Source organism: Paenibacillus sp. YN15 (assembly GCF_003285005.1).
Taxonomy (GTDB): Bacteria; Bacillota; Bacilli; order Paenibacillales; family NBRC-103111; genus Paenibacillus_AR.
This window is the reverse complement of record NZ_QMFA01000058.1, coordinates 1-17,989: the sequence shown is the minus strand read 5'-3', so window position 1 is coordinate 17,989 and position 17,989 is coordinate 1. Positions and strand designations below refer to the sequence as shown.

At 58.2% G+C, this 17,989-nt stretch carries 14 protein-coding genes; 9 read left to right on the top strand and 5 right to left on the bottom strand.

Features of this window, described 5'->3' with window-relative positions:
• Positions 1-51: 51 nt before the first annotated feature.
• Positions 52-1,011: an aldo/keto reductase gene (locus tag DQG13_RS28310; RefSeq protein ID WP_220094459.1), complete on the bottom strand. Its 960-nt coding sequence runs from the start codon at positions 1,009-1,011 to the stop codon at positions 52-54.
• 35 nt (positions 1,012-1,046) lie between these two features.
• On the opposite strand from DQG13_RS28310, the gene DQG13_RS28305 reads away from it, so the two are divergent.
• Positions 1,047-1,772: an AAA family ATPase gene (locus DQG13_RS28305; RefSeq protein WP_113023568.1), complete on the top strand. Its 726-nt coding sequence runs from the start codon at positions 1,047-1,049 to the stop codon at positions 1,770-1,772.
• A 419-nt stretch (positions 1,773-2,191) separates the two neighbouring features.
• On the opposite strand, the gene DQG13_RS28300 is transcribed toward DQG13_RS28305, so the two are convergent.
• Together DQG13_RS28300 and DQG13_RS28295 are read right to left on the bottom strand one after the other, a co-directional pair.
• Positions 2,192-2,860 carry a YjgB family protein gene (locus DQG13_RS28300; RefSeq protein WP_258525910.1) on the bottom strand — a complete coding sequence of 223 codons (669 nt, stop codon included), beginning with the start codon at positions 2,858-2,860 and terminating at the stop codon, positions 2,192-2,194.
• Positions 2,851-4,599 (bottom strand): ABC transporter substrate-binding protein, encoded by a 1,749-nt coding sequence (locus DQG13_RS28295; RefSeq protein WP_113023550.1) that lies wholly within the window; start codon positions 4,597-4,599, stop codon positions 2,851-2,853. The genes DQG13_RS28300 and DQG13_RS28295 overlap by 10 nt, the downstream gene beginning before the upstream one ends.
• A gap of 208 nt (positions 4,600-4,807) precedes the next feature.
• On the opposite strand from DQG13_RS28295, the gene DQG13_RS28290 reads away from it, so the two are divergent.
• Both DQG13_RS28290 and DQG13_RS31055 read left to right on the top strand, forming a co-directional pair.
• Positions 4,808-6,313 (top strand): DUF4153 domain-containing protein, encoded by a 1,506-nt coding sequence (locus tag DQG13_RS28290; RefSeq protein ID WP_113023549.1) that lies wholly within the window; start codon positions 4,808-4,810, stop codon positions 6,311-6,313.
• 131 nt (positions 6,314-6,444) lie between these two features.
• Complete coding sequence (locus DQG13_RS31055; protein WP_181593048.1) at positions 6,445-6,582, top strand: hypothetical protein; 138 nt, start codon at positions 6,445-6,447, stop codon at positions 6,580-6,582.
• 929 nt (positions 6,583-7,511) lie between these two features.
• Here DQG13_RS31055 and DQG13_RS28285 read toward each other — a convergent pair.
• Both DQG13_RS28285 and DQG13_RS28280 read right to left on the bottom strand, forming a co-directional pair.
• Positions 7,512-9,125, bottom strand: coding sequence for a helix-turn-helix domain-containing protein (locus DQG13_RS28285; protein WP_113023548.1), 1,614 nt, complete (start codon positions 9,123-9,125; stop codon positions 7,512-7,514).
• A complete protein-coding gene (locus DQG13_RS28280; protein ID WP_146767224.1) occupies positions 9,091-10,935 on the bottom strand; it encodes a cache domain-containing sensor histidine kinase in 1,845 nt (614 codons plus the stop codon). The genes DQG13_RS28285 and DQG13_RS28280 overlap by 35 nt, the downstream gene beginning before the upstream one ends.
• Before the next feature lie 223 nt (positions 10,936-11,158).
• Here DQG13_RS28280 and DQG13_RS28275 point away from each other — a divergent pair, with 223 nt between their 5' ends.
• The 6 genes from DQG13_RS28275 (at position 11,159) to DQG13_RS28250 (ending at position 17,931) form a co-directional block, all read left to right on the top strand.
• Positions 11,159-12,730: an extracellular solute-binding protein gene (locus DQG13_RS28275; protein ID WP_181593047.1), complete on the top strand. Its 1,572-nt coding sequence runs from the start codon at positions 11,159-11,161 to the stop codon at positions 12,728-12,730.
• Positions 12,731-12,829: 99 nt separating this feature from the next.
• Positions 12,830-13,762 (top strand): ABC transporter permease, encoded by a 933-nt coding sequence (locus tag DQG13_RS28270; protein WP_113023545.1) that lies wholly within the window; start codon positions 12,830-12,832, stop codon positions 13,760-13,762.
• Between the two features lie 17 nt (positions 13,763-13,779).
• Positions 13,780-14,649: a carbohydrate ABC transporter permease gene (locus tag DQG13_RS28265; RefSeq protein ID WP_113023544.1), complete on the top strand. Its 870-nt coding sequence runs from the start codon at positions 13,780-13,782 to the stop codon at positions 14,647-14,649.
• Positions 14,650-14,661: 12 nt separating this feature from the next.
• Positions 14,662-16,860, top strand: coding sequence for an alginate lyase family protein (locus DQG13_RS28260; protein ID WP_113023543.1), 2,199 nt, complete (start codon positions 14,662-14,664; stop codon positions 16,858-16,860).
• Positions 16,861-17,020: 160 nt separating this feature from the next.
• Positions 17,021-17,512 (top strand): CBO0543 family protein, encoded by a 492-nt coding sequence (locus DQG13_RS28255; RefSeq protein WP_113023542.1) that lies wholly within the window; start codon positions 17,021-17,023, stop codon positions 17,510-17,512.
• Positions 17,509-17,931 carry a CBO0543 family protein gene (locus DQG13_RS28250; protein ID WP_113023541.1) on the top strand — a complete coding sequence of 141 codons (423 nt, stop codon included), beginning with the start codon at positions 17,509-17,511 and terminating at the stop codon, positions 17,929-17,931. The genes DQG13_RS28255 and DQG13_RS28250 overlap by 4 nt, the downstream gene beginning before the upstream one ends.
• The last annotated feature ends 58 nt before the right edge of the window (positions 17,932-17,989 follow it).

Sequence of the window (17,989 nt, the reverse complement as noted above, 5' to 3'; positions counted from 1 at the left end):
CGGAGGATGGATTGTCCTCCCGGCGACCCGCAAGACCGGCCTTATTGTTTGTTACGGCAGGGTATTGCCTGCCGCCCGGTAAATCTCGTACCATTCCGGGCGGGTGAGGGCAATGTCCGACGCCCGGCAAATATCCCGCAGCCGCTCCTTGCTGGTGGTGCCCACAATCGGCTGCATCCGGGCAGGGTGGCGGAGCAGCCAGGCAATGGCGATGGCGGTGTTGGGCACGCCCTTGGCCGCCGCCAGCTCGTCGATTTTGGCATTCAGCTCCGGAAACTTGGGGTTATCCAGGAACACACCCTCGAAAAAGCCGTATTGGAAGGGGGACCAGGGCTGGATGGTGATGCCCTTCAGGCGGCAGTAGTCGAGAATGCTGCCATCCCGGTCTATGGAGCGGTCGATTTTCATATTGACGTTGAAGCCCGCGTCGATCATGCCGGTGTTGGTGATGGACAGCTGCAACTGGTTGGCGATGAGGGGCTGCTTGACATATTTGGCCAGAAGCTCGATCTGCATCGGGTTCTGGTTGCTGACGCCGAAGTGGCGCACCTTGCCGCTTTGGTGCAGCAGGTCGAAGGCCTCCGCCACCTCCTCCGGCTCCACCAGAGTATCCGGGCGGTGCAGCAGCAGCACATCGATGTAATCGGTGCGCAGCCGCTTCAGGCTACCCTCCACCGCAGCCAGAATATGCTCCTTGGAAAAATCGAAAAATCCGGGACGGATGCCGCATTTGGTCTGCAAGAGCAGCTTGTCCCGGCCAATGCCCTCCCGGGCCGCCGCCTCCGCGAATAATTCCTCCGACCGGCCCTTCCCGTAAATATCCGCATGATCAAAAAAGTTGATTCCCTCCGCAAGCGCCGTTTGAATCAGCGCACCGGCTTCATTTACGTCCAATTCTGCAATCCGCATACATCCCAGGGAAATTTCCGAAGCGTGAAGCGCTCCGTTTGCCAGGCCGATATTTTTCAAGACAAACACCCCTTCTGGTAAAATGGATTCATGACTAAGCATACCAAAAGAGGAGGGTAAATGTGAAACAAAGCGCCATGCCGCAATATGATTTGTTCATCCGCAGCGTTGTGCTGAAGCGGGAGAGGGTGGAGGAATGGGAGACGTATCCCTTCTGTCTGCCGGTAGTCCGGACGCTGGACAAATTGGACTTTACCAGCCGGGTCACTTTTCTTGCGGGAGAAAACGGCAGCGGAAAATCCACCCTGCTGGAGGCCATCGCCGTCAATTACGGCTTCAACCCTGAGGGCGGCTCCCGGAATTTCAACTTTTCCACCTATGAAACCCACTCCCCGCTGAGCGATTTTCTTACCCTGTGGAAAGGGGCGTATAAGGCGGAGGACGGCTTTTTCCTGCGGGCGGAAAGCTTCTACAACGTGGCGTCGGAGGTGGACCGTCTGGCTCTGTGGGAAAGCTATGGCGGCTCCCTGCACCGCCAATCCCACGGGGAGAGCTTCATGTCGCTTCTCATGAACCGGTTCCGGGGCAAGGGCATGTATATTCTGGACGAGCCCGAGGCGGCTCTTTCGCCCATGCGCCAGCTGGCCATGATCGCCCGGATGCGGGACCTGGCGCAGGAGGGCTCCCAGTTTATTATCGCCACCCATTCTCCCATTCTGCTGGGGTATCCGGAGGCGGATATTCTGGTGCTGGGAGAGGACGGGCCCGTGCGGACGCCTTATGAGGAGACGGAGCACTATACGCTGACGCGGGCTTTTTTGCGGCATCCGAAGAAAATTCTGGATGAGCTGTTCCGGGATTAGAGGAGGGAGCGGCTGGCGGGAGAAAGAACGGGACAGCGGGGCTGGAGTTGACAAAAAGCCTACCGGGGGGCGAAGCGTGTAGGCGGGACTGAAGCAGGCTAACGGTGGTGGGAGCCCTTATTTCCGGGAATTCACGTCCGGAAAAAATCTAACGGCGGTGACAGACGCTATTTGACCCTTTTGGCCAGTTTCGGGCACAGATGAAGGGAAATAACGTCCGTGGCCGCCGTTAGATTTTCTGTACAGGCATTTTCGGTCAAATAGCGGCACTCACCGCCGTTAGAAGCTATTGGGAGGGTTCAGGAGCCAGAACCGCCAGCACAGCACCGGCGTCAAGAGCCCCGCGAAGCTAAAAGGTGCTGCGCATCCGTGCATTCACTGGCTGCCGTACGTCTGGCATTCACCGGATTCATAGCCGATCACCCGGCCATGTTATTTTTGGAGTCCTGCGGCGAAAACACCGAGATGTGGCTCACCTTCCCGGTGGAAGCGGGGATGATGAATTTCAGCTCAAAGTCCTTTCCGGCGGGATAGACATAGATGATGTCATCCCCGTTTTTGCGGATGTCCTGCGACTTGCCCAATGCCGCCTCAATATCGGAAAGCCGAAGCTCCTGCAGATTGGGGGCGCTGGAGCGCACGTCGAAAATCAGGCTGCCCTTATTGAAGCCAAAGACGGCATTCTTTTTGCTGTAGGTGGAATAGATGCCTGCTCCGGCGGATTCCTTCTTGTCCGGCTCGCCCCAGGCCTTCTCCACATCCTCGATCAGGCCGGTGTGGGCGGCGAATTCCACACCCGGCGCCTTGCCCTGCTTGGCCAGCTCCAGCAGCTCGTGGAGGAGCTGCCGCTTATCCGCCGCCGGTGTCCCGGAGGGCGCAGCCGCGGCCGGCGGGGAGGTTGCGGCGGCGGTAGAACCCGGCGAAGCAGCGGACGGTGCGGAAGCGGCAGGCGGTGAGACAGATGCAGCCGGAGCGGCAGCGCCGGCCGGGGCTATAGAGGGGGACGCGGCAGAGCCGTCATTGCAGCCTGCCAGGAGAGCGATGCCTGCGGACAGGAGAAGGGCGGCGATTGTCCCCTCTACGGACAAGGAGCCTCCGGCGGAAACCAAATTTGCCGCAGATCGATCCAGCCCTGGCTGTTGAAGGCCAGACCGCGGACAGAGGGAAGATAGGCGGTTTCCAGCGGCTTTTCATAAAGAACCTGCAAAAGCCGCTCCTCCGCAAGCAGCTCCTCCAGCTGCCGGAAACAGGCGTTGCGTTCCACCGGACCGGCCTTATGCCGCACCCCGGACAGCAGGCTCCGGACCCTGCTCTTTACCGGAGCTTCCATATGCTCGCTTACCGTCTGGTACAGGTCAAACAGCCGCAGCTCCTCATCCTGATCCCGGATCAGGGAAAAGATGATCAGATCAGCCTGGAGCCTGGCCGGTCCTTTGAACACCTCCGGCTCGAGGAGCAAAAGCCCGCTGGGAATGCCCCGGGCATAGAGCCGCTCCGCCACAAGCTGGGCATCCTCCCGGTATTGGGGGATGGTGGCGATCAAGAGCGGCTTGTCCGCGAGGCTCGGCCAAGCCTTTGGGGGCTGGGCCCCGGGCTGCTCCCCCGGATGGGCCCCGGGCTCCCCGCTCCCGGCTCCATTCGGCGCTCCGCCACGGATGGCGTCCATTACCGCCGCCCTTGCCGGCAGATGCTGCAGCGGCCCGCCGGTCCCGGTGTTGCAGGTGACAAACTTGCGGATGGAGGCATGGGAATGCATCCGGCTCCAGCCGGCCTCCGCCGCCCCTCCCGGGTTGTGGATCAGATGGAAAGGGGACCCGTCCCCTTCGGGTGCGGCATGATCCCCTACGGTCCACGGCACATGAATGATCTCCGCCCGGTCCAGATGGGCTCTCCCCAGGTGGTACGCCGGGAAGGCCTCCAGAATGCAGTGGCGCTCATTCAGCTCCGCTACCCGGAACGGGCCTGTGCCCACAGGCTGCAGCCCAAAGGCCTGCTCGTCGGCGCCGTGCAGCTCCTCCGGCAGGATGGAGGCCCGGCTGGTGCACAAAAACGGCAAAAACAGCTCATTGGGCTCCGCCAGCTCCATGACCACCGCCAAGGGGCCCAAGGCTTCGATGGAGCGCAGGGTTTTGACGATGGAGCTGTAGAGGAGAGGCCGCCCGCTTTCGGACAAACGCCGGAGGGAATAGACCACATCCCGGGAGGTCAGGGGCTGCCCGTTGTGAAACTGCATCCCCTTGCGCAGATAAAACACCCAGCGGGTGCGGCTTTCATCCGCCTCCCAGGCGTGGGCCGCCAAGGGCGCAATCCTCCCGCTGGGCCCGTCCCGCCGCACCAGACCGTCGAAAACATGGCTGGCCACAAAGGATTCCGCCGTCAGATTCATATACAGCGGATCAATGGTGTGCAGCTTTTGCCGGAGAGGAAGCCGCAGCGTATCCACTTGGGTATTGGGCCCGCTTTCCCGGTGATGCCCGAAAAACCCCAGCAGCCGGCTTTGCAGCGCCTGCTCCAGCTGGGGGGATTGCGCATACGCGCGGACCTGCCTCAGCGCCTGCTCCAGCTCCCGGCCGCTTAAGGCGGCCATCACCGCTTCGGCGGCGATTTGCTCCGCAGACGCCGCAAACTCCAGCCCGGAGCGGCTGCCCCGCCCCCGTTTGGGGGACCAGACAATCCAGCCCAGCCGCTCCATGGCCGTCACCACATTGAGGGCGTGGCGGTGGGTGCAGTCCAGGGCCCGGGCGATTTCATCCAGGGTGGTTTCCGTTTTGGAGCCGGAGCCGCCGTAATAGGCGTGCAGCCTTAGGAATTGGGGATGCAGCTTCATGGGAGCCCTCCTTTTATAAACAATCCCCCAAAAGTGACGAGACGCTTTGAAGCAAATTCCGGGTACTTTTGGGGGAGCCCCCGAATGAAAATGCGCAGTGCATGGCATTTTCTCAAACAAATAGGAAATAAACCGCGCCTAGCTTTCTATTTATTTTCTCATTTTATCAGGTAAGATGGAAGATAGAAAGAATTAGGAGGTCGTTTCCATGAAGACTGTCGCCCGCCGGGTCTACGGCAAGCCCCTTGCGCTCTTGCTATTGGCGGTTATGCTGGGAGCGGTGCATCAATGGCTGTTTTTTGAGCATGAGCCCGGCATTTCGTTTCCGTTGTTTGTGCTGCTGTTCTACCTGTTTATGTATGCGGGGGCAAAGGACAGGCTGCGTTCGGCAGACGGCTTTGCCCGTTACCTGGGGGTTGTGGTGGCCTTGCTGGCGGTGTCTCTGATGGTGTTTGACTCGCCCTTTTTCCGCGGGCTCAATGTGCTGGTTGTCCCCGGGTTGGCTTTGATCCATATGGCGTACTGCCTGGACTGGAGGCGTCCGGATTGGGACAGGGACAGCCTGATTTTTATTGCCCTGGATCATCTGATCGTCCAGAATCTGCGGCATTGGAGGACGGCGCTGGAGCTGCTGCTGAAATCCGTTACCGGGCGGATGGAGGCGAAGCGCCGGGAAACGGTGAAGGGTGTGCTGGTGGGACTGGCCATTGCCTGTCCGCTGCTGGCGGTGGTCATCTCGCTGTTGGCCTCTGCGGACGGTATCTTTCACCAGGTGCTGGACGGCATCCCCGACTGGCTGGCCGGGCTTTCCCTGACTGAAGGCGGGATCAGGCTATTGTGGACTGTTGTGATGGGCCTGTGCTTGTTCGGATATGTGAGCGGCTTCCTTCATCCGGAGAAGGACGGCGGGGAAACGGAGGACTCCCGGGAGCAACAGGGGGCAGGCGGCATTCTCCGCGGGGGATGGGGGATGAATCCCGTCACGGCGGCAACGGTGCTGGCTTTGGTCAATGTGGTGTATGTGCTGTTTGTGGCGGTCCAGTTCAGCTACTTGTTCGGAGCCTGGGAGGGAGTTCTGCCGGAGGGGGCAACCTATGCGGATTATGCCCGGAAAGGCTTCGGAGAGCTGGTGGCGGTTACGGCGCTGAATTATCTGCTCCTCTTAGTCAGCTTGCCCGCGGGGGAAGGTAGCTTCAGGGGGGCCGTCCGCTTCAACGGGTGGATGCTCTATCTCTTGGTGGGCTGCTCCTGCATCATGCTGTATTCGGCGTATACCCGGCTGGCCTTGTACGAGGAGGCTTACGGCTATACGGTGATACGGTTTTTGGTGCATGCCTTTATGATTTTTCTGGCGCTTCTGCTGGTGCTGGCCGCTGTGCGGGTAAGGCTGCCCCGGTTTCCTCTCATCAAGTGGTACATTGTGATGGGACTTGGCGCTTATGTGCTGATGAATTACGTGGGGATGGAAGCGGCCATTGCCCGGCTGAACCTGGAGCGTTACGAGCAAAGCGGCAAGCTGGACGGAAATTATCTGCTGTCCCTGTCCAGCGATGCCATTCCCCGTCTGTCCAAACTCGGGGGCGTGGTTTACCCGGATATGGAGGAGCGGCTGCGCGGCAAGCTGGAGCTGCTCCGGGAGAAAAAGGACTGGCAGGCGTTCAACCTGTCGGACTACCGGGCCAAACAAGCGTTGGAAAAACGGTTCGCGGAGTAACTCAATCCTGCTGCATCCAGCCTCAAACCGGCCGGTACGAACAGCGTTGCACCTCTGCCTCCCGTTCCCCGGCACATAGGACGACTTGCCGGGGACATATGGTAGTAGAAAGACCAAAGGGAGGCGTTGGTATGAGCGGCTTGCGCCAGCTGGATTGGCAATTGGTGTCGTTCGTGGCGGGAAGCGTGTGCATGGAAATACTTGGCGGCCTGCGCTATCCCCGGATCTATTATTGCCGCCCCAGGCGGGATAGCGGCGGCAAAATATAAAGGCATATGCGGAAGCGCTGACAGGTTTGCCGGAAACGGCGGGCCTGTTTTTTGCACATATCAGTATATATCGGGAAACGGCAGGGCAATTGCATTAGACTTTGTACGAAACATGCCTCTATGCGTTTTTAACGGGGTTGTGCTGTGGTTTTATTCCTTCACAGTAGACATTTTGCGAATTTTGTCTTTCATACAGTGGACATGAGCAGAGTAGCTCTCCCCTCCCCTATTTTGCATACAAAACACAATATACGGAAAACGAATGCTGTTCAACCCCTATATATAGACATGTGTCCCGGAGCGATCTCTGTAGCCGCGATGTCCACTTTCCAACGGACATTCTGGAAGCTTTTGTCCTTCTGACGCATACAAAACCTGGCTACGAAAACCCGGTTTCTGCGCTCTTTCTACCTTGGCCTGATGTGATTGCCCTGTGTGAGGCGGCTCGGCTTCTTGACAAACTCAGGTTGTCAGTCCTCCTTTTTTCGTCCTTCCGAAGTGATGTTGGCGAGCAGTTGTCGGGGACAGGCCGGTTGGCTGCTGTTGCGGAACTCAGCGACTCTTATGGAGGTGAAAACGGGAGTTTGGAGAATTAACGGAACTAAGAAACCGTTCCATCCCTGATTCGGCGAAAATAGGGAGGAAATCAGGTCGCGGCGGGGAATAAGGGTTTCTTAGTTCCGTAAAGGTGAGAAAAAGTGGCAAAAGCTGCTTTTAAGAGTCGCACAGTTCCGCTACGCTCTTCCGGGTGCAGAGAGAAGGGGTAAGCGCAGGCCATTTTCCGGTGCGGGGACGGACGGGGGGGATGCAGATCAGGTCAGCACAAGGTGGCCCACCACAACGCAAAAAACCTGACGGTGATTTTTCGTCAGGTTTTTCTCGAAAGCGCAAAGGGTCATCCCCGCCCGGTCCAGCCGCCGCGCGCCTCCTTACTCCATCCGCTTGCGGAAGTCCGAGGGGGTCATCCCTGTCTCCCGCTTGAACAGGCGGTTGAAGGAGCGGTAATTCTCCATGCCCACGGAATCGGCGATTTCAAAGGTCTTCTGGTCCGTGGTCAGGAGCAGCAGCTTAGCCTTTTCGATCCGCAGGCGGGTCAGATATTGGATGAAGCTTTCGCCGGTGGTTTTTTTGAACATGCTGCTGAAGTAGGGAATGCTGTAGTTGATGGAAGCCGCCAGCTCCTCCTGGCGGAAGGGATAGCCCACATCCTCATGCATCCGCTGGACGATCCGGGCGATGGAGGCATCGATTTTCTTCGTGTCGCTGTGCAGCTGCTGGAGCTTGTGGAACTGCATGAAGGTGGCGTTATGGACGGCCAGGAAGGTCTGGCATTGGGCCAGCTGGCTCCGCAGCTCCGCCTCCAGATCCGCCCCGGCTCCGGCCCCCGCTCCGCCCTCCGGCTTGAAGTGGCTGATGTCCAGGAACGCCCGCAGATACAGGGCTTTGATCTGCTCCGGGTCCCAGCGGTGTTCCGCCGCCTGCTGCAAAAAGGAATTCCGCTCGCTTTCGAGAGCGGCCTCCCCCGCATGGGGCTCCAGCAGCGCCTGGCGCACCACCCGCATCCAGAAGCGGCTGTGCTGCTCATCCATAGGCGCAAAATGGCAGGCCTGCTCCCACTCCCGGGCCGCCAGCGTTTCATTGCTGCGGTAGAAGAACGGGTAGGGAGAGCCGGCCATCTTCTTCACCAGCGGCAGCTGCTTGCCGAGCCCCGGCGCAAACAGGCATTGCAGTACAATGCAGTTCATTTTGAGGAAAGCGTTGAAGCTGTTCATCACCTTCTGGGGCAAGAGAGAGCCGTCCCGCTCGGATACATATAGGGCAAGAAAACGCCCCTTGTCCAGCGCCACCACCTTGCTTTCTCCCATCCCCTCCAGCAGCTCCTTCAGCACATTCACCCCGGCGAACTGCCACAGCTTCAGCTCCTCCAGCTGGTCCATGGAGAAGCGCAGGGAGCCCCGGTCCAGCTCCAGCAGCAGCAACCGGAAGGGCGCACCCTCCGCCGGAATACCCGCAGCCTCCAGACTTTCCAGCCAGCGGGCCTCGGCGGCCGGATTGCGCAGCATGTCCAGGAACAAATTCTGCTCAATCTCCACCTCATTGGAGCGGACCTTCTGCTCCAGCAGCAGCTGCTTCTCCCGGTCCCGGTCATGGAGGTCCACCTTCCAGGCCAATCCCTCCATCGTGCGGACCAAGAGATCGGGATCGGACAGGCAATCGTCCTTGATCAGATAAGAAGCGGCCTTCAGCTGAATGGCCTGCTGGGCATAGTGGAAGTCCTGGTGGCAGGTGAGGATCACCGCCTGGGGGGCGGCCAGCCCTTTTTTCTCCAGCTCGTGGAGCATCTCCAGCCCCGTCATCCGGGGCATGGTAATATCCGTCACAATCAGATGGGGACGGTGGGCTTCCGCCAGGGCCAGCCCGTCCTGTCCGTCCTCCGCTTCTCCGGCCAGCTCGAACAGATCGCTTCTGGCCTCAATCATCTGCCGGAAGACCATCCTGGCGGGAATTTCATCCTCCACCAGAATCACCTTGTATTTGCTCATCCGGGTCTCCCTCCTCTCTTACCTGCACCGTGTCCGCGGGGAACAGAAACCGGATGGTCATCCCTTCCCCCGGACGGCTCTCCAACTGCGCCTCGGCTGTTTTGCCGAACATGAGCCGAAGCCGCATCCACACATTTTTCAACCCGATATTCTCATTGGACTCTTCCCGCAACAGATGCAGCCGCAAGCGCTCCAGCTCCCGCTCCGCCAGCCCCACGCCGTTGTCCCTCACCTCCAGCACCACCAGATGATCCGGGGCGGGCAGGGAATATAGCCGGATACGGATATGCCCTTCCTCCGCCTTCTTGGGCAGAATGCCGTGGAACACGGCGTTTTCAATCAAGGGCTGCAGGCTGAGCTTGGGGATCAAGAGGCCCTCCAGGGGCTCCTCCACCTCTGCATGAAGGAGAATCCGGCACTTGTAGCGCATGTTCAAGAGCTCCGCATAATCCTCCAGATAGGCGAATTCCTGCTTGAACCGGACGGTCTGCTCGTAGTTTTCCATGGAATAGCGCAGGAGGGAAACCAGCCGTCCCATGAGGGTATTGATCTTGTCATAATCCTTCAGCATGGCGAACATCCGGATGGTGTTTAAGGTGTTGTACATAAAATGGGGATTGATCTGGGACTGCAGGGCCCGGATTTCCAGACGGCGCTTCAGCTCCTCCGATTCCTGCAGATCCCCCAGCAGGTCCTCAATGCGGACGGCCATGGAATTGAGCATCCGTCCCAGCTCGCCGATTTCGTTGTTGGCAAAATGGGTCACCCGGGCGTCAAAATGGCCTTTTTTGATGGCGTCCACCTGCCTCCTCACCGCCTGGAGCGGGCGGTACAGCTGGTAGCCGAAGGCGATGATGGCGATAACCCCCAAGCCGATCAGGAACAGCAGGAAATAGCCTACGGTCTGGCGGATAATGCCGGTGCTTTCGGTCAGCTCCCGGGACGGAATCTCGGAGATGACAATCCAGCCGTCATAGGTGGAGGTTTGCTTCACCGAGATAATGGAGGAATCCATCCCGAACTGGTTGGGCCGCTCCTGCTCCCGCCAATGCTCCAGAATCCGCGCCAGCCGCTCCTGATCCTCCCCGGCGGGAAGCCGGCTGGTGGTGGCGACGGTAAGGCCGTTTCGGGTCACCAGCGAGACGGAGCCTTTGCCCCCCAATTGGATATTTTCAATCTGCTGCTGGAACTGGTTGGCGTTCATGGAGATGAGCAGCGCGCCAGTCATCTCCTCGAACCGGTCGGAGGGAATCCGGCTGATATAATAGACGGCGTTCTGAAGCAGGGTTAGGGATTCCTCCTGGGTCAAGGCCTCCTTGTCCAGAAACAGGCTGGTCCCCTTCACATCCAGGAAGCGCTCAATCAAATGCCGGTAGGGCGAGTCCTGCAAGGTGGCGGGCGCCTCATAAGAGGAAAGCACCTCCCCGGTAACGGCGGAATAGACCTGAAGCCCCTGCACGTTGCCGATTACCGCCGAGGCGGTGCTTAAGAGGGAGATCAGCTCCTTCTTTCGGGTCACCTCTTCGAAATACAGCTCCTCGGGAGGAACCAGCGCACTCTGGATGGAGCTGATGCGGGAATATTGGTCGGAGAGCTCCCGAAGCCGGGACATGGTCAGCTCCACCCGGTCCACCACCTGATTCACCAGCTGCTCGTTTAGGCGGTTCACCTGTTTTTCTACCGTATTGGTGGACACTCCGATGGAAATCCAGGACAGAATAATCAGCGGGATGACGGAGACGCCCAGCATAATCAGGATCATGCGGATATAAAAGCTCTTCTTGAGAAAGCTGAAAAAGTTGGATTTCACCTTGCGCTCTCCTTGTCTTCCGGCATGGATTCCCGTCCGGGAGGATATGGCCTTATTATAATACACCGCTTACATGAGGAACATCCGGTTTGCCCGGAATGTGAAAAACGGTGACACTTTCCCTGATTCCCGACATGTAAACGCTCCGCATGATCCTCTATAATCCAAAGTGTAAGAGGCAAGCAGCATCAAACGGGTGACTACAACGAAATGGGGGATGAAAATGAAAGCAAAGCAAATATGGCTGCCGGTTCTGGCAGCGGCGCTTTCCATGGGCACAGTGCTGGCAGGCTGCGGCAAGGAGGATGCGGCGGGCAGCTCCGCCACCCAGCAGCCGGGAGCCGCAACCGGGCAAGCGCCTGCGGCCAGCGCAGCGCCTACCAGCATCAAGGCAATGACAATTCTCTTCGGCAACCCGCCTACCACCGACAACAACAAGGCCAAGGAGGACATTGAGAAGCGGGGCAATGTGAAGCTGGATATTACCTTCGTGCCTTCCGAAGCGTACAAAGACAAGCTGTCCGTAGCCATCTCCGCGGGAGACTCCTATGATCTTCTGCTTCTGGACGGCGGCAAGGACGACAAATTCACCAGTCTGGTGAAGATGGGGGCTTTCCATGACCTGACTCCGTATCTGAAGAATGCGGACAATATCAACAAGCTGGATGAGAACGTGTGGAGCAACGTGCGGGTGCAGGGCAAGATTTACGGCATTCCGCGGCCGCGGGGGCTGTACGGCGGAGGCGAAGCCAATATTATTATCCGCAAGGACTGGCTGGACAAATACGGCCTGGCAGTTCCCAAAACGCTGGATGAGTTCACCAAGGCTCTGGAAACCTTCAAGAAGAACGATCCGGCAGGCGGCGGCAAAACCGTGCCGCTCACCCTTTATGCAACGGATGGCATCGGCAGCCCGGGGCCCTTCGGCGGTATCATGCCGATTTCCTTTGCCTACGAGGTTCCGTATACCTGGAAGCTGGACGGCGGCAAAGTGATCCGGGACTTCCAGACCCCGGAATACAAGAACTACCTGGATTGGCTGAAGGACGCCTGGAGCAAGGGCCTGATCGATAAGGATGCTCCCGTGCTCAAGGGCCAGGCGCAAATGCGCAATAAATTTCAAGCCGGTGTGGCAGGCGCCTTTGTCGGCAATGTCAGCGACTACACCGAGGACAATCTGGCCAAGATGCGGCAGGTTGATCCCAATGCGGATATCGCCGTGGTGGATCTGCTCGAAGGTCCTACCGGAAAAAGCGGCGTGGCTGTTATCAGCGGCTATTATGGCCTGTGGGCCATTCCCACCTCCGTTCCCAAGGACAAGGTGCAGAAGATTGTGGACTTCCTGAACTTCACCGCCTCCGAAGAAAACTATGTGTTCTCCAAAACCGGCATCATCGGCGTCCATTCCAGCGAATTCAAGAACGGCATCGCCGTGATGAACGAGGAGCAGAAGAAGCAGGCGGATCTGGATAAACCCTCCCAGTTTGTCCTGCAAAACAAGGTGGACCCCTATGTGTACGCCACCTCGAAGGATGAGGAGATTCTCAAAAAGCAAAAGGCGACTCTGGATGTCATCAGCAAAGCGGGCGTTGTTAATCCGTTCCTGAGCTACAACTCGCCGACGGCGGCCAAAAATCCCGACAGCTACAAAAAAATGGGCGCGGTTATGACCAAGTATGTGCTTGGAGAAACCCAATGGGCGGATGTGCAGAAGGAAATCGACGCCTGGACCAGCGGCGTAGGCGTACAAATCACCAAGGAATTGCTGGATCAATACAACGAGGACCATAAGTAAACCTATCCCCCGTATGAAAATATTCTCACAGAAAAAGCCCGGAAGCCGGCGCGGGGAGCCTCTCCCTGTGCCGGAGCATCCGGATGGGAGGCCCCGGCTATGGAGAGAGCACTAATCCTAAACAGACAAAAAACAATCCGCTTTCGATGGCTGAAGCAATATTGGCCGTTTTATGTGCTGGCGCTGCCGGGCATCGCTTATTTTATCACGTTTCACTATGCGCCCATGTGGGGCTTGATTTTGGCCTTCAAGGACTACAGCCCGTTCCAGGGACTCTGGGACAGCCCATGGGTCGGCGGGGACAATTTCCGCCAGTTTTTCAGTACCCCGGACTTTTTTATGCTCCTGAAAAATACGCTGCTTATCAGCGTTCTGAATTTGACCGTCTATTTTCCGTTTACCATTCTGCTGTCCATTATGCTGAACGAAATCCGGTTTTCCGCCTTCAAGCGGATTTCCCAGACCATCGTCTATTTGCCCCACTTTTTATCGTGGGTTGTCATATACGGCATCACCATTTCCTTCTTTGGCCCGTCGGGAGTCATCAACCATTACCTGGACCAATGGTTGGGCAGCGGCGCCGCCTTCCTGACCGGCAATGACTGGTTCCGCCCGCTGGTGGTGTTCCAGGCCATCTGGAAGGATGCCGGATGGGGGACCATCATCTTCCTGGCCGCTCTGGCCGGGATTAATCCCGAGCTGTACGAAGCCGCCAAGGTGGACGGGGCCAACCGCTTCCAGAATATCTGGCATATTACCCTGCCGGGGATCAAAAGCACCATTGTGATTCTGCTGCTGCTCCGTCTGGGCTCCTCCTTGGACTCCAACTTCATGCAGATTTTCCTGATGTCCAACAGTCTCAATATTGATGTGTCCAACGTATTCGACCTGTATGTGTACCATGTGGGTCTGGAGCAGTTCAATTACAGCTTCGCCATTACCGTCGGCATGTTCAAATCCGTAGTCAGCCTGATTCTGGTGCTGTCTGCCAACTATGCGGCCCGCCTTCTCGGCGAAGACGGCATCTTCTAGAACGGGGGGAAACAGATATGCAAGCGCGCGTAACCTGGTTTGATGTGATGATCGGAGCCATCATCACGCTGCTTTGCCTAACGGTCATCCTGCCGTTTCTGTACATTATCGCCGTCAGCTTCAGTCTGCCGGCGGATTCCATGGCCGGGAACTTCTTCGTCTGGCCCAAAAACTGGACACTGGCAGCCTACCAATACCTGCTGAATGCCCGGGAGTTCCTGCGGTCTTTGCAGAATTCGGTGCTGATTACCGCATTGGGCACCTGCGTCAATCTGGCGGTTTCCATCACGCTGGCCTATTCCCTTTCCAAAAGAGGGGTTCCCGGGCGGAGAGTCATGCTTCTGTTCATCTTCTTCACCATGATCTTCCATGGCGGCCTGATCCCCAGCTATCTGGTGGTCAAGAACCTGGGTCTTATCGACACGTATTGGGCCATTGTGCTTCCGGCAGCCTCCAGCGCGTTTAATATTATGGTGATCCGGTCATTCTTCCAAAGCCTGCCTGAAAGCCTGGACGAGGCGGCGCGGATTGACGGGGCCGGGGAATTCCGGATTCTGTTCTCGGTGGTGCTGCCCTTGTCCAAGCCGATTATCGCCACCTTCACCCTGTTCTTCCTGGTGCAGTATTGGAACGAGTTCTTCTCGGCGGTCATCTACATCAACGACACCAACCGCTGGCCCATCCAGCCCCTGCTGCGCCAGATGGTGGCCATCGGCTCCTCCAAAATTTCCACGGAGGCCGCATTGGATGCTTCGGTGGCCGCCAACCTGGGTCCCAATGTGCAGAATGCGGCCATTCTTCTGGCCATGCTGCCCATTGTGCTGATGTACCCGTTCCTGCAGAAATATTTTGCCCACGGGGCGATGCTGGGATCGATCAAAGAATAGGGGTGAGGAAAAATGACCTTGGGTTACAGGGAATTGCGGCATGATCCGCGGTACACCAAACCCTTGCCGGGAGACCGGCAGTTTATGGAGGAATGTCTGGACCTGAACCGCCCCGAGCTGGCGGAGGTAAAGGCCCTGCTCTCCGGAGGGGAGACGGAAGCGGCCCGGGACGCCTACTTGAATTACATCGGCTCGGGAGCCGTTAAGCGCTATTACTTCGGCCCGGAGGAGGTGCCTGAGCTGATGAGGCATACCCGGGCCCGGTACAGCGGGGATGAGGAGGCCCTCCTGTCCGTTGTGGAGGCGGACCGGATTGCAGCCGGCAGCCTGCCTCTCTTCAAGGGAAGAAGAGCGGAATTTGCCGGGAGCGGATATGACTGGAACCGCTGGCTCTTCGACAGCTCCCAGTACCAGCTCCATCTTACCCGGTTCAGCTATGTGAAGCATCTGTCGCGGGCCTATTGCCTCACCGGCGATGAGAAATATGCCAGGTGCTTTAACGATATGATGGATCATTTCCTGACGGACAACCCTGCGCCGCTGGAGGATACCTTCCGGGTGCAGCATTGCACCTGGGAGCCATTGACCGTAGGCGTCCGGATGTTCCATCTGCCGGAGGGCTTCATCACCTTCTTCCGCTCCCCGGCCTTCGCCAACGAAGTGAAGATGAAGCTGATCAAGTCCTTCCATCAGCACGCACAATATGTGCGGTTGTACCATGCCACCCATGGCAATCACGCCTGCATGCAGCTGCGGGGGCTCCTGCAGATCGCCCTGCTCCTGCCGGAGCTTAAGGAAGCGGCGGACTGGCTGGAATACGGCCTGCGGGAGTTTCCGTATTATATCCGCCAGAATGTGTATGAGGACGGGGTTCAGTTTGAAGCCAGCCCCAACTACCATCTGGTGGTGATGCGCGACCTGTTTGAGCTGCTGCCCCTCTTCCGCAGCGTAGGCATGACGCCTCCCGCCGTTTACGGGGAGATTCTGGAGAAGATGTATGCGGTGCTTATGCATCTGCTGACACCGGATACCCAGCTGCCGCGGATCGGGGATACGGATGCCCATTCCGCCGGGGAGCTGCGCGAGGTCATGAGCCTGGGCGCCATGCTGTTCGGGCGCTCCGACTTCAAGGGCCTGGGCGGGCCGCGGCTGCCCTTTTCCCTCCTGTTCCGGCTGGGGCCGCCTGCCGTGGAGGCGTATGACCGGCTGGAGGCCAAGCCGCCGGAGGAAACCGCCGCCTGCTTCCCCATCGGCGGCTATGTCCTCTCCCGCTCCTCCTGGGAAGCGGGAGCCCTGTACATGGCCATGCGGGCGGGAGTAGGCCACGCCGGGCACACCCATGCCGACGCCCTCAGCCTGGTGCTGTACGCCTACGGCCGGGAGCTGGTGGGGGATGTGGGCATGGGCCTGTACGAATGGAACAAGGAGCGCAAATACATGGTCTCCACCAAGGCCCATAATACGGCGACGGTGGATGGTCTGGACCAGCATGTCCGCAGCCTCCACTGGAACACGCCGCCATCGGCCGCCTGCAAAATCTGGGACTTCCGCAGCAGCGGGCAGTTTGATTATGTCTACGCCAGCCACTACGGCTACACCCGCTGCGACGACCCTGTCATCCATTCCCGGAAGGTGCTGTTCGTCAAGAACCGCTACTGGCTGGTCATCGATCTGTTCGACGCCAAGGAGCGGCATCTGTATGAGCAGCGTTACCACCTGACCCCGGGGGCGGCGGTCTGCGATTGGGCGAAGGGGCAAATCTCCGCCGTCCGTCAGGATGCGGGTGTTCTCCTGGCTTATCCCCGGCAGGAGGGGGCGAAGCTGTCCATGGAGGAGGGGCTCTTCTTCCTCCGGGGGGAATATGCTCCCATACCGGTAGCCAAACGGTCTCTGACCTCCACCGGCGGCGCGGTGATGGAGACGGTGATTCTTCCCTTCCAGGGGGACCGGCCGCCGGAGGTAAGCATAACCCGGCTTGCGGCCAGCCTGAACGGAAAGCCGCTCCTCCCCCACGAAGCCACCGGACTGCGCATCGAAGGCCCCGGCTTCCGGGACGAGGTGTGCGTTTATCACGGCAACTTCCCGGTGGCCGCTTATCTGGACCATACGGGCAATCCCGTTGCCGCCCCGCTTTTGCCTGCCCCCGCAGAGCCGGAGGGGCTGGAGCTGGAAGGACGGGCGTATGCATCGGGCGTTATAATTGATTCATAAACGACAGCCGGCTTATCAAGCCGTCATCTGCCGGATTTTGTTCCGGCGGATGGCGGCTTTTGGCTGCAAATGACCAAAAAATTACTTACATCAGTTATAACCTGTACCAAATAATGCACACTAAGAGAATATCGCATATGCGTAAAAGGGGGCCAAGAAGATGACGCTGGAAAGAGGGATTCTCGTTGCCTTCTGGCTGATCTGCTTCGCCATCGGAATGTTTCTGGTTCCCCGGAACAGATTGAAGGAAGGGTGCATCCTGTTCCTGTCCGCCCAGGTGATCACCTGGCCTGTGGGTTTATTGCTGGTGGAGCTGGGCCTTATCACTCACCCCGTCCGGGAATTCCCCATTGCCACCCGGGCCAATTTCACCCTCAACTATTTGCTTTACCCCATGGTTTCCATGGCGGTCCTTCTCTATTACCCGACCTTCGCCCCCAAATGGAAGCGGGCTGTCTATCAGGTTGTCACGGTAGGCGGCTTATCCGGATTGATGCAGCTGGTGGACGCCTATACGGACCTCATCCATCATGTAAAATTCAATTGGCTGCTCAGCTTTCTGATTATGCTCTTTGCACTTAACGCCACCCGCACGTACACCGCATGGTATTTCGGGGGGCTGAAGCGGAACGGGGGAGGGGACAGGGCATGAGCATCGGCTGGCAATACGGCTTTCTGGGATTCGTTTATCTTAGTGGAATCACGGGTTTGGTTGTCATTCCCGCCCGCCGCCGCAGGGAGGCCTACGCCGTTTTTATGTTCCAGAACATGCTGGCCTGGCTTCTGGGACTGGTCGTCGTGGAGGCCGGCTGGCTTGTTTATCCGGTGCGGGAGCTGGCCAAGTCCAGCAGCACCAGCTTTGTGTTCGAGTATCTATGCTATCCGGTTGTGGCCGTTTATTATAATCTTTATTACCCGGAAAAGAGCTCGGCGGCAGTCAAGCTGGGCTGGTGCGCATTGTTTGCCGCAAGCATCACCATACCGGAATATCTCATTGAAACCCATACCAATCTGGTGAAATATACCGGCTGGAAATGGTACTGGACGACCATCAGCATCAGCTTCCACTAACGATGCATCAAATATAACATGACCAAAGAGGTCATCTAGTCAGGAGGACATTGTACTC

What these genes read in the sequence shown, in the direction of transcription:
- DQG13_RS28310 (WP_220094459.1), bottom strand. Translation starts at nt 1,011, where the DNA reads ATGCTTAGTCATGAATCCATTTTACCAGAAGGGGTGTTTGTCTTGAAA.
- DQG13_RS28305 (WP_113023568.1), top strand. Translation starts at nt 1,047, where the DNA reads ATGCCGCAATATGATTTGTTCATCCGCAGCGTTGTGCTGAAGCGGGAG.
- DQG13_RS28295 (WP_113023550.1), bottom strand. Translation starts at nt 4,599, where the DNA reads ATGAAGCTGCATCCCCAATTCCTAAGGCTGCACGCCTATTACGGCGGC.
- DQG13_RS28290 (WP_113023549.1), top strand. Translation starts at nt 4,808, where the DNA reads ATGAAGACTGTCGCCCGCCGGGTCTACGGCAAGCCCCTTGCGCTCTTG.
- DQG13_RS31055 (WP_181593048.1), top strand. Translation starts at nt 6,445, where the DNA reads ATGAGCGGCTTGCGCCAGCTGGATTGGCAATTGGTGTCGTTCGTGGCG.
- DQG13_RS28285 (WP_113023548.1), bottom strand. Translation starts at nt 9,125, where the DNA reads ATGAGCAAATACAAGGTGATTCTGGTGGAGGATGAAATTCCCGCCAGG.
- DQG13_RS28275 (WP_181593047.1), top strand. Translation starts at nt 11,159, where the DNA reads ATGAAAGCAAAGCAAATATGGCTGCCGGTTCTGGCAGCGGCGCTTTCC.
- DQG13_RS28270 (WP_113023545.1), top strand. Translation starts at nt 12,830, where the DNA reads ATGGAGAGAGCACTAATCCTAAACAGACAAAAAACAATCCGCTTTCGA.
- DQG13_RS28265 (WP_113023544.1), top strand. Translation starts at nt 13,780, where the DNA reads ATGCAAGCGCGCGTAACCTGGTTTGATGTGATGATCGGAGCCATCATC.
- DQG13_RS28260 (WP_113023543.1), top strand. Translation starts at nt 14,662, where the DNA reads ATGACCTTGGGTTACAGGGAATTGCGGCATGATCCGCGGTACACCAAA.
- DQG13_RS28255 (WP_113023542.1), top strand. Translation starts at nt 17,021, where the DNA reads ATGACGCTGGAAAGAGGGATTCTCGTTGCCTTCTGGCTGATCTGCTTC.
- DQG13_RS28250 (WP_113023541.1), top strand. Translation starts at nt 17,509, where the DNA reads ATGAGCATCGGCTGGCAATACGGCTTTCTGGGATTCGTTTATCTTAGT.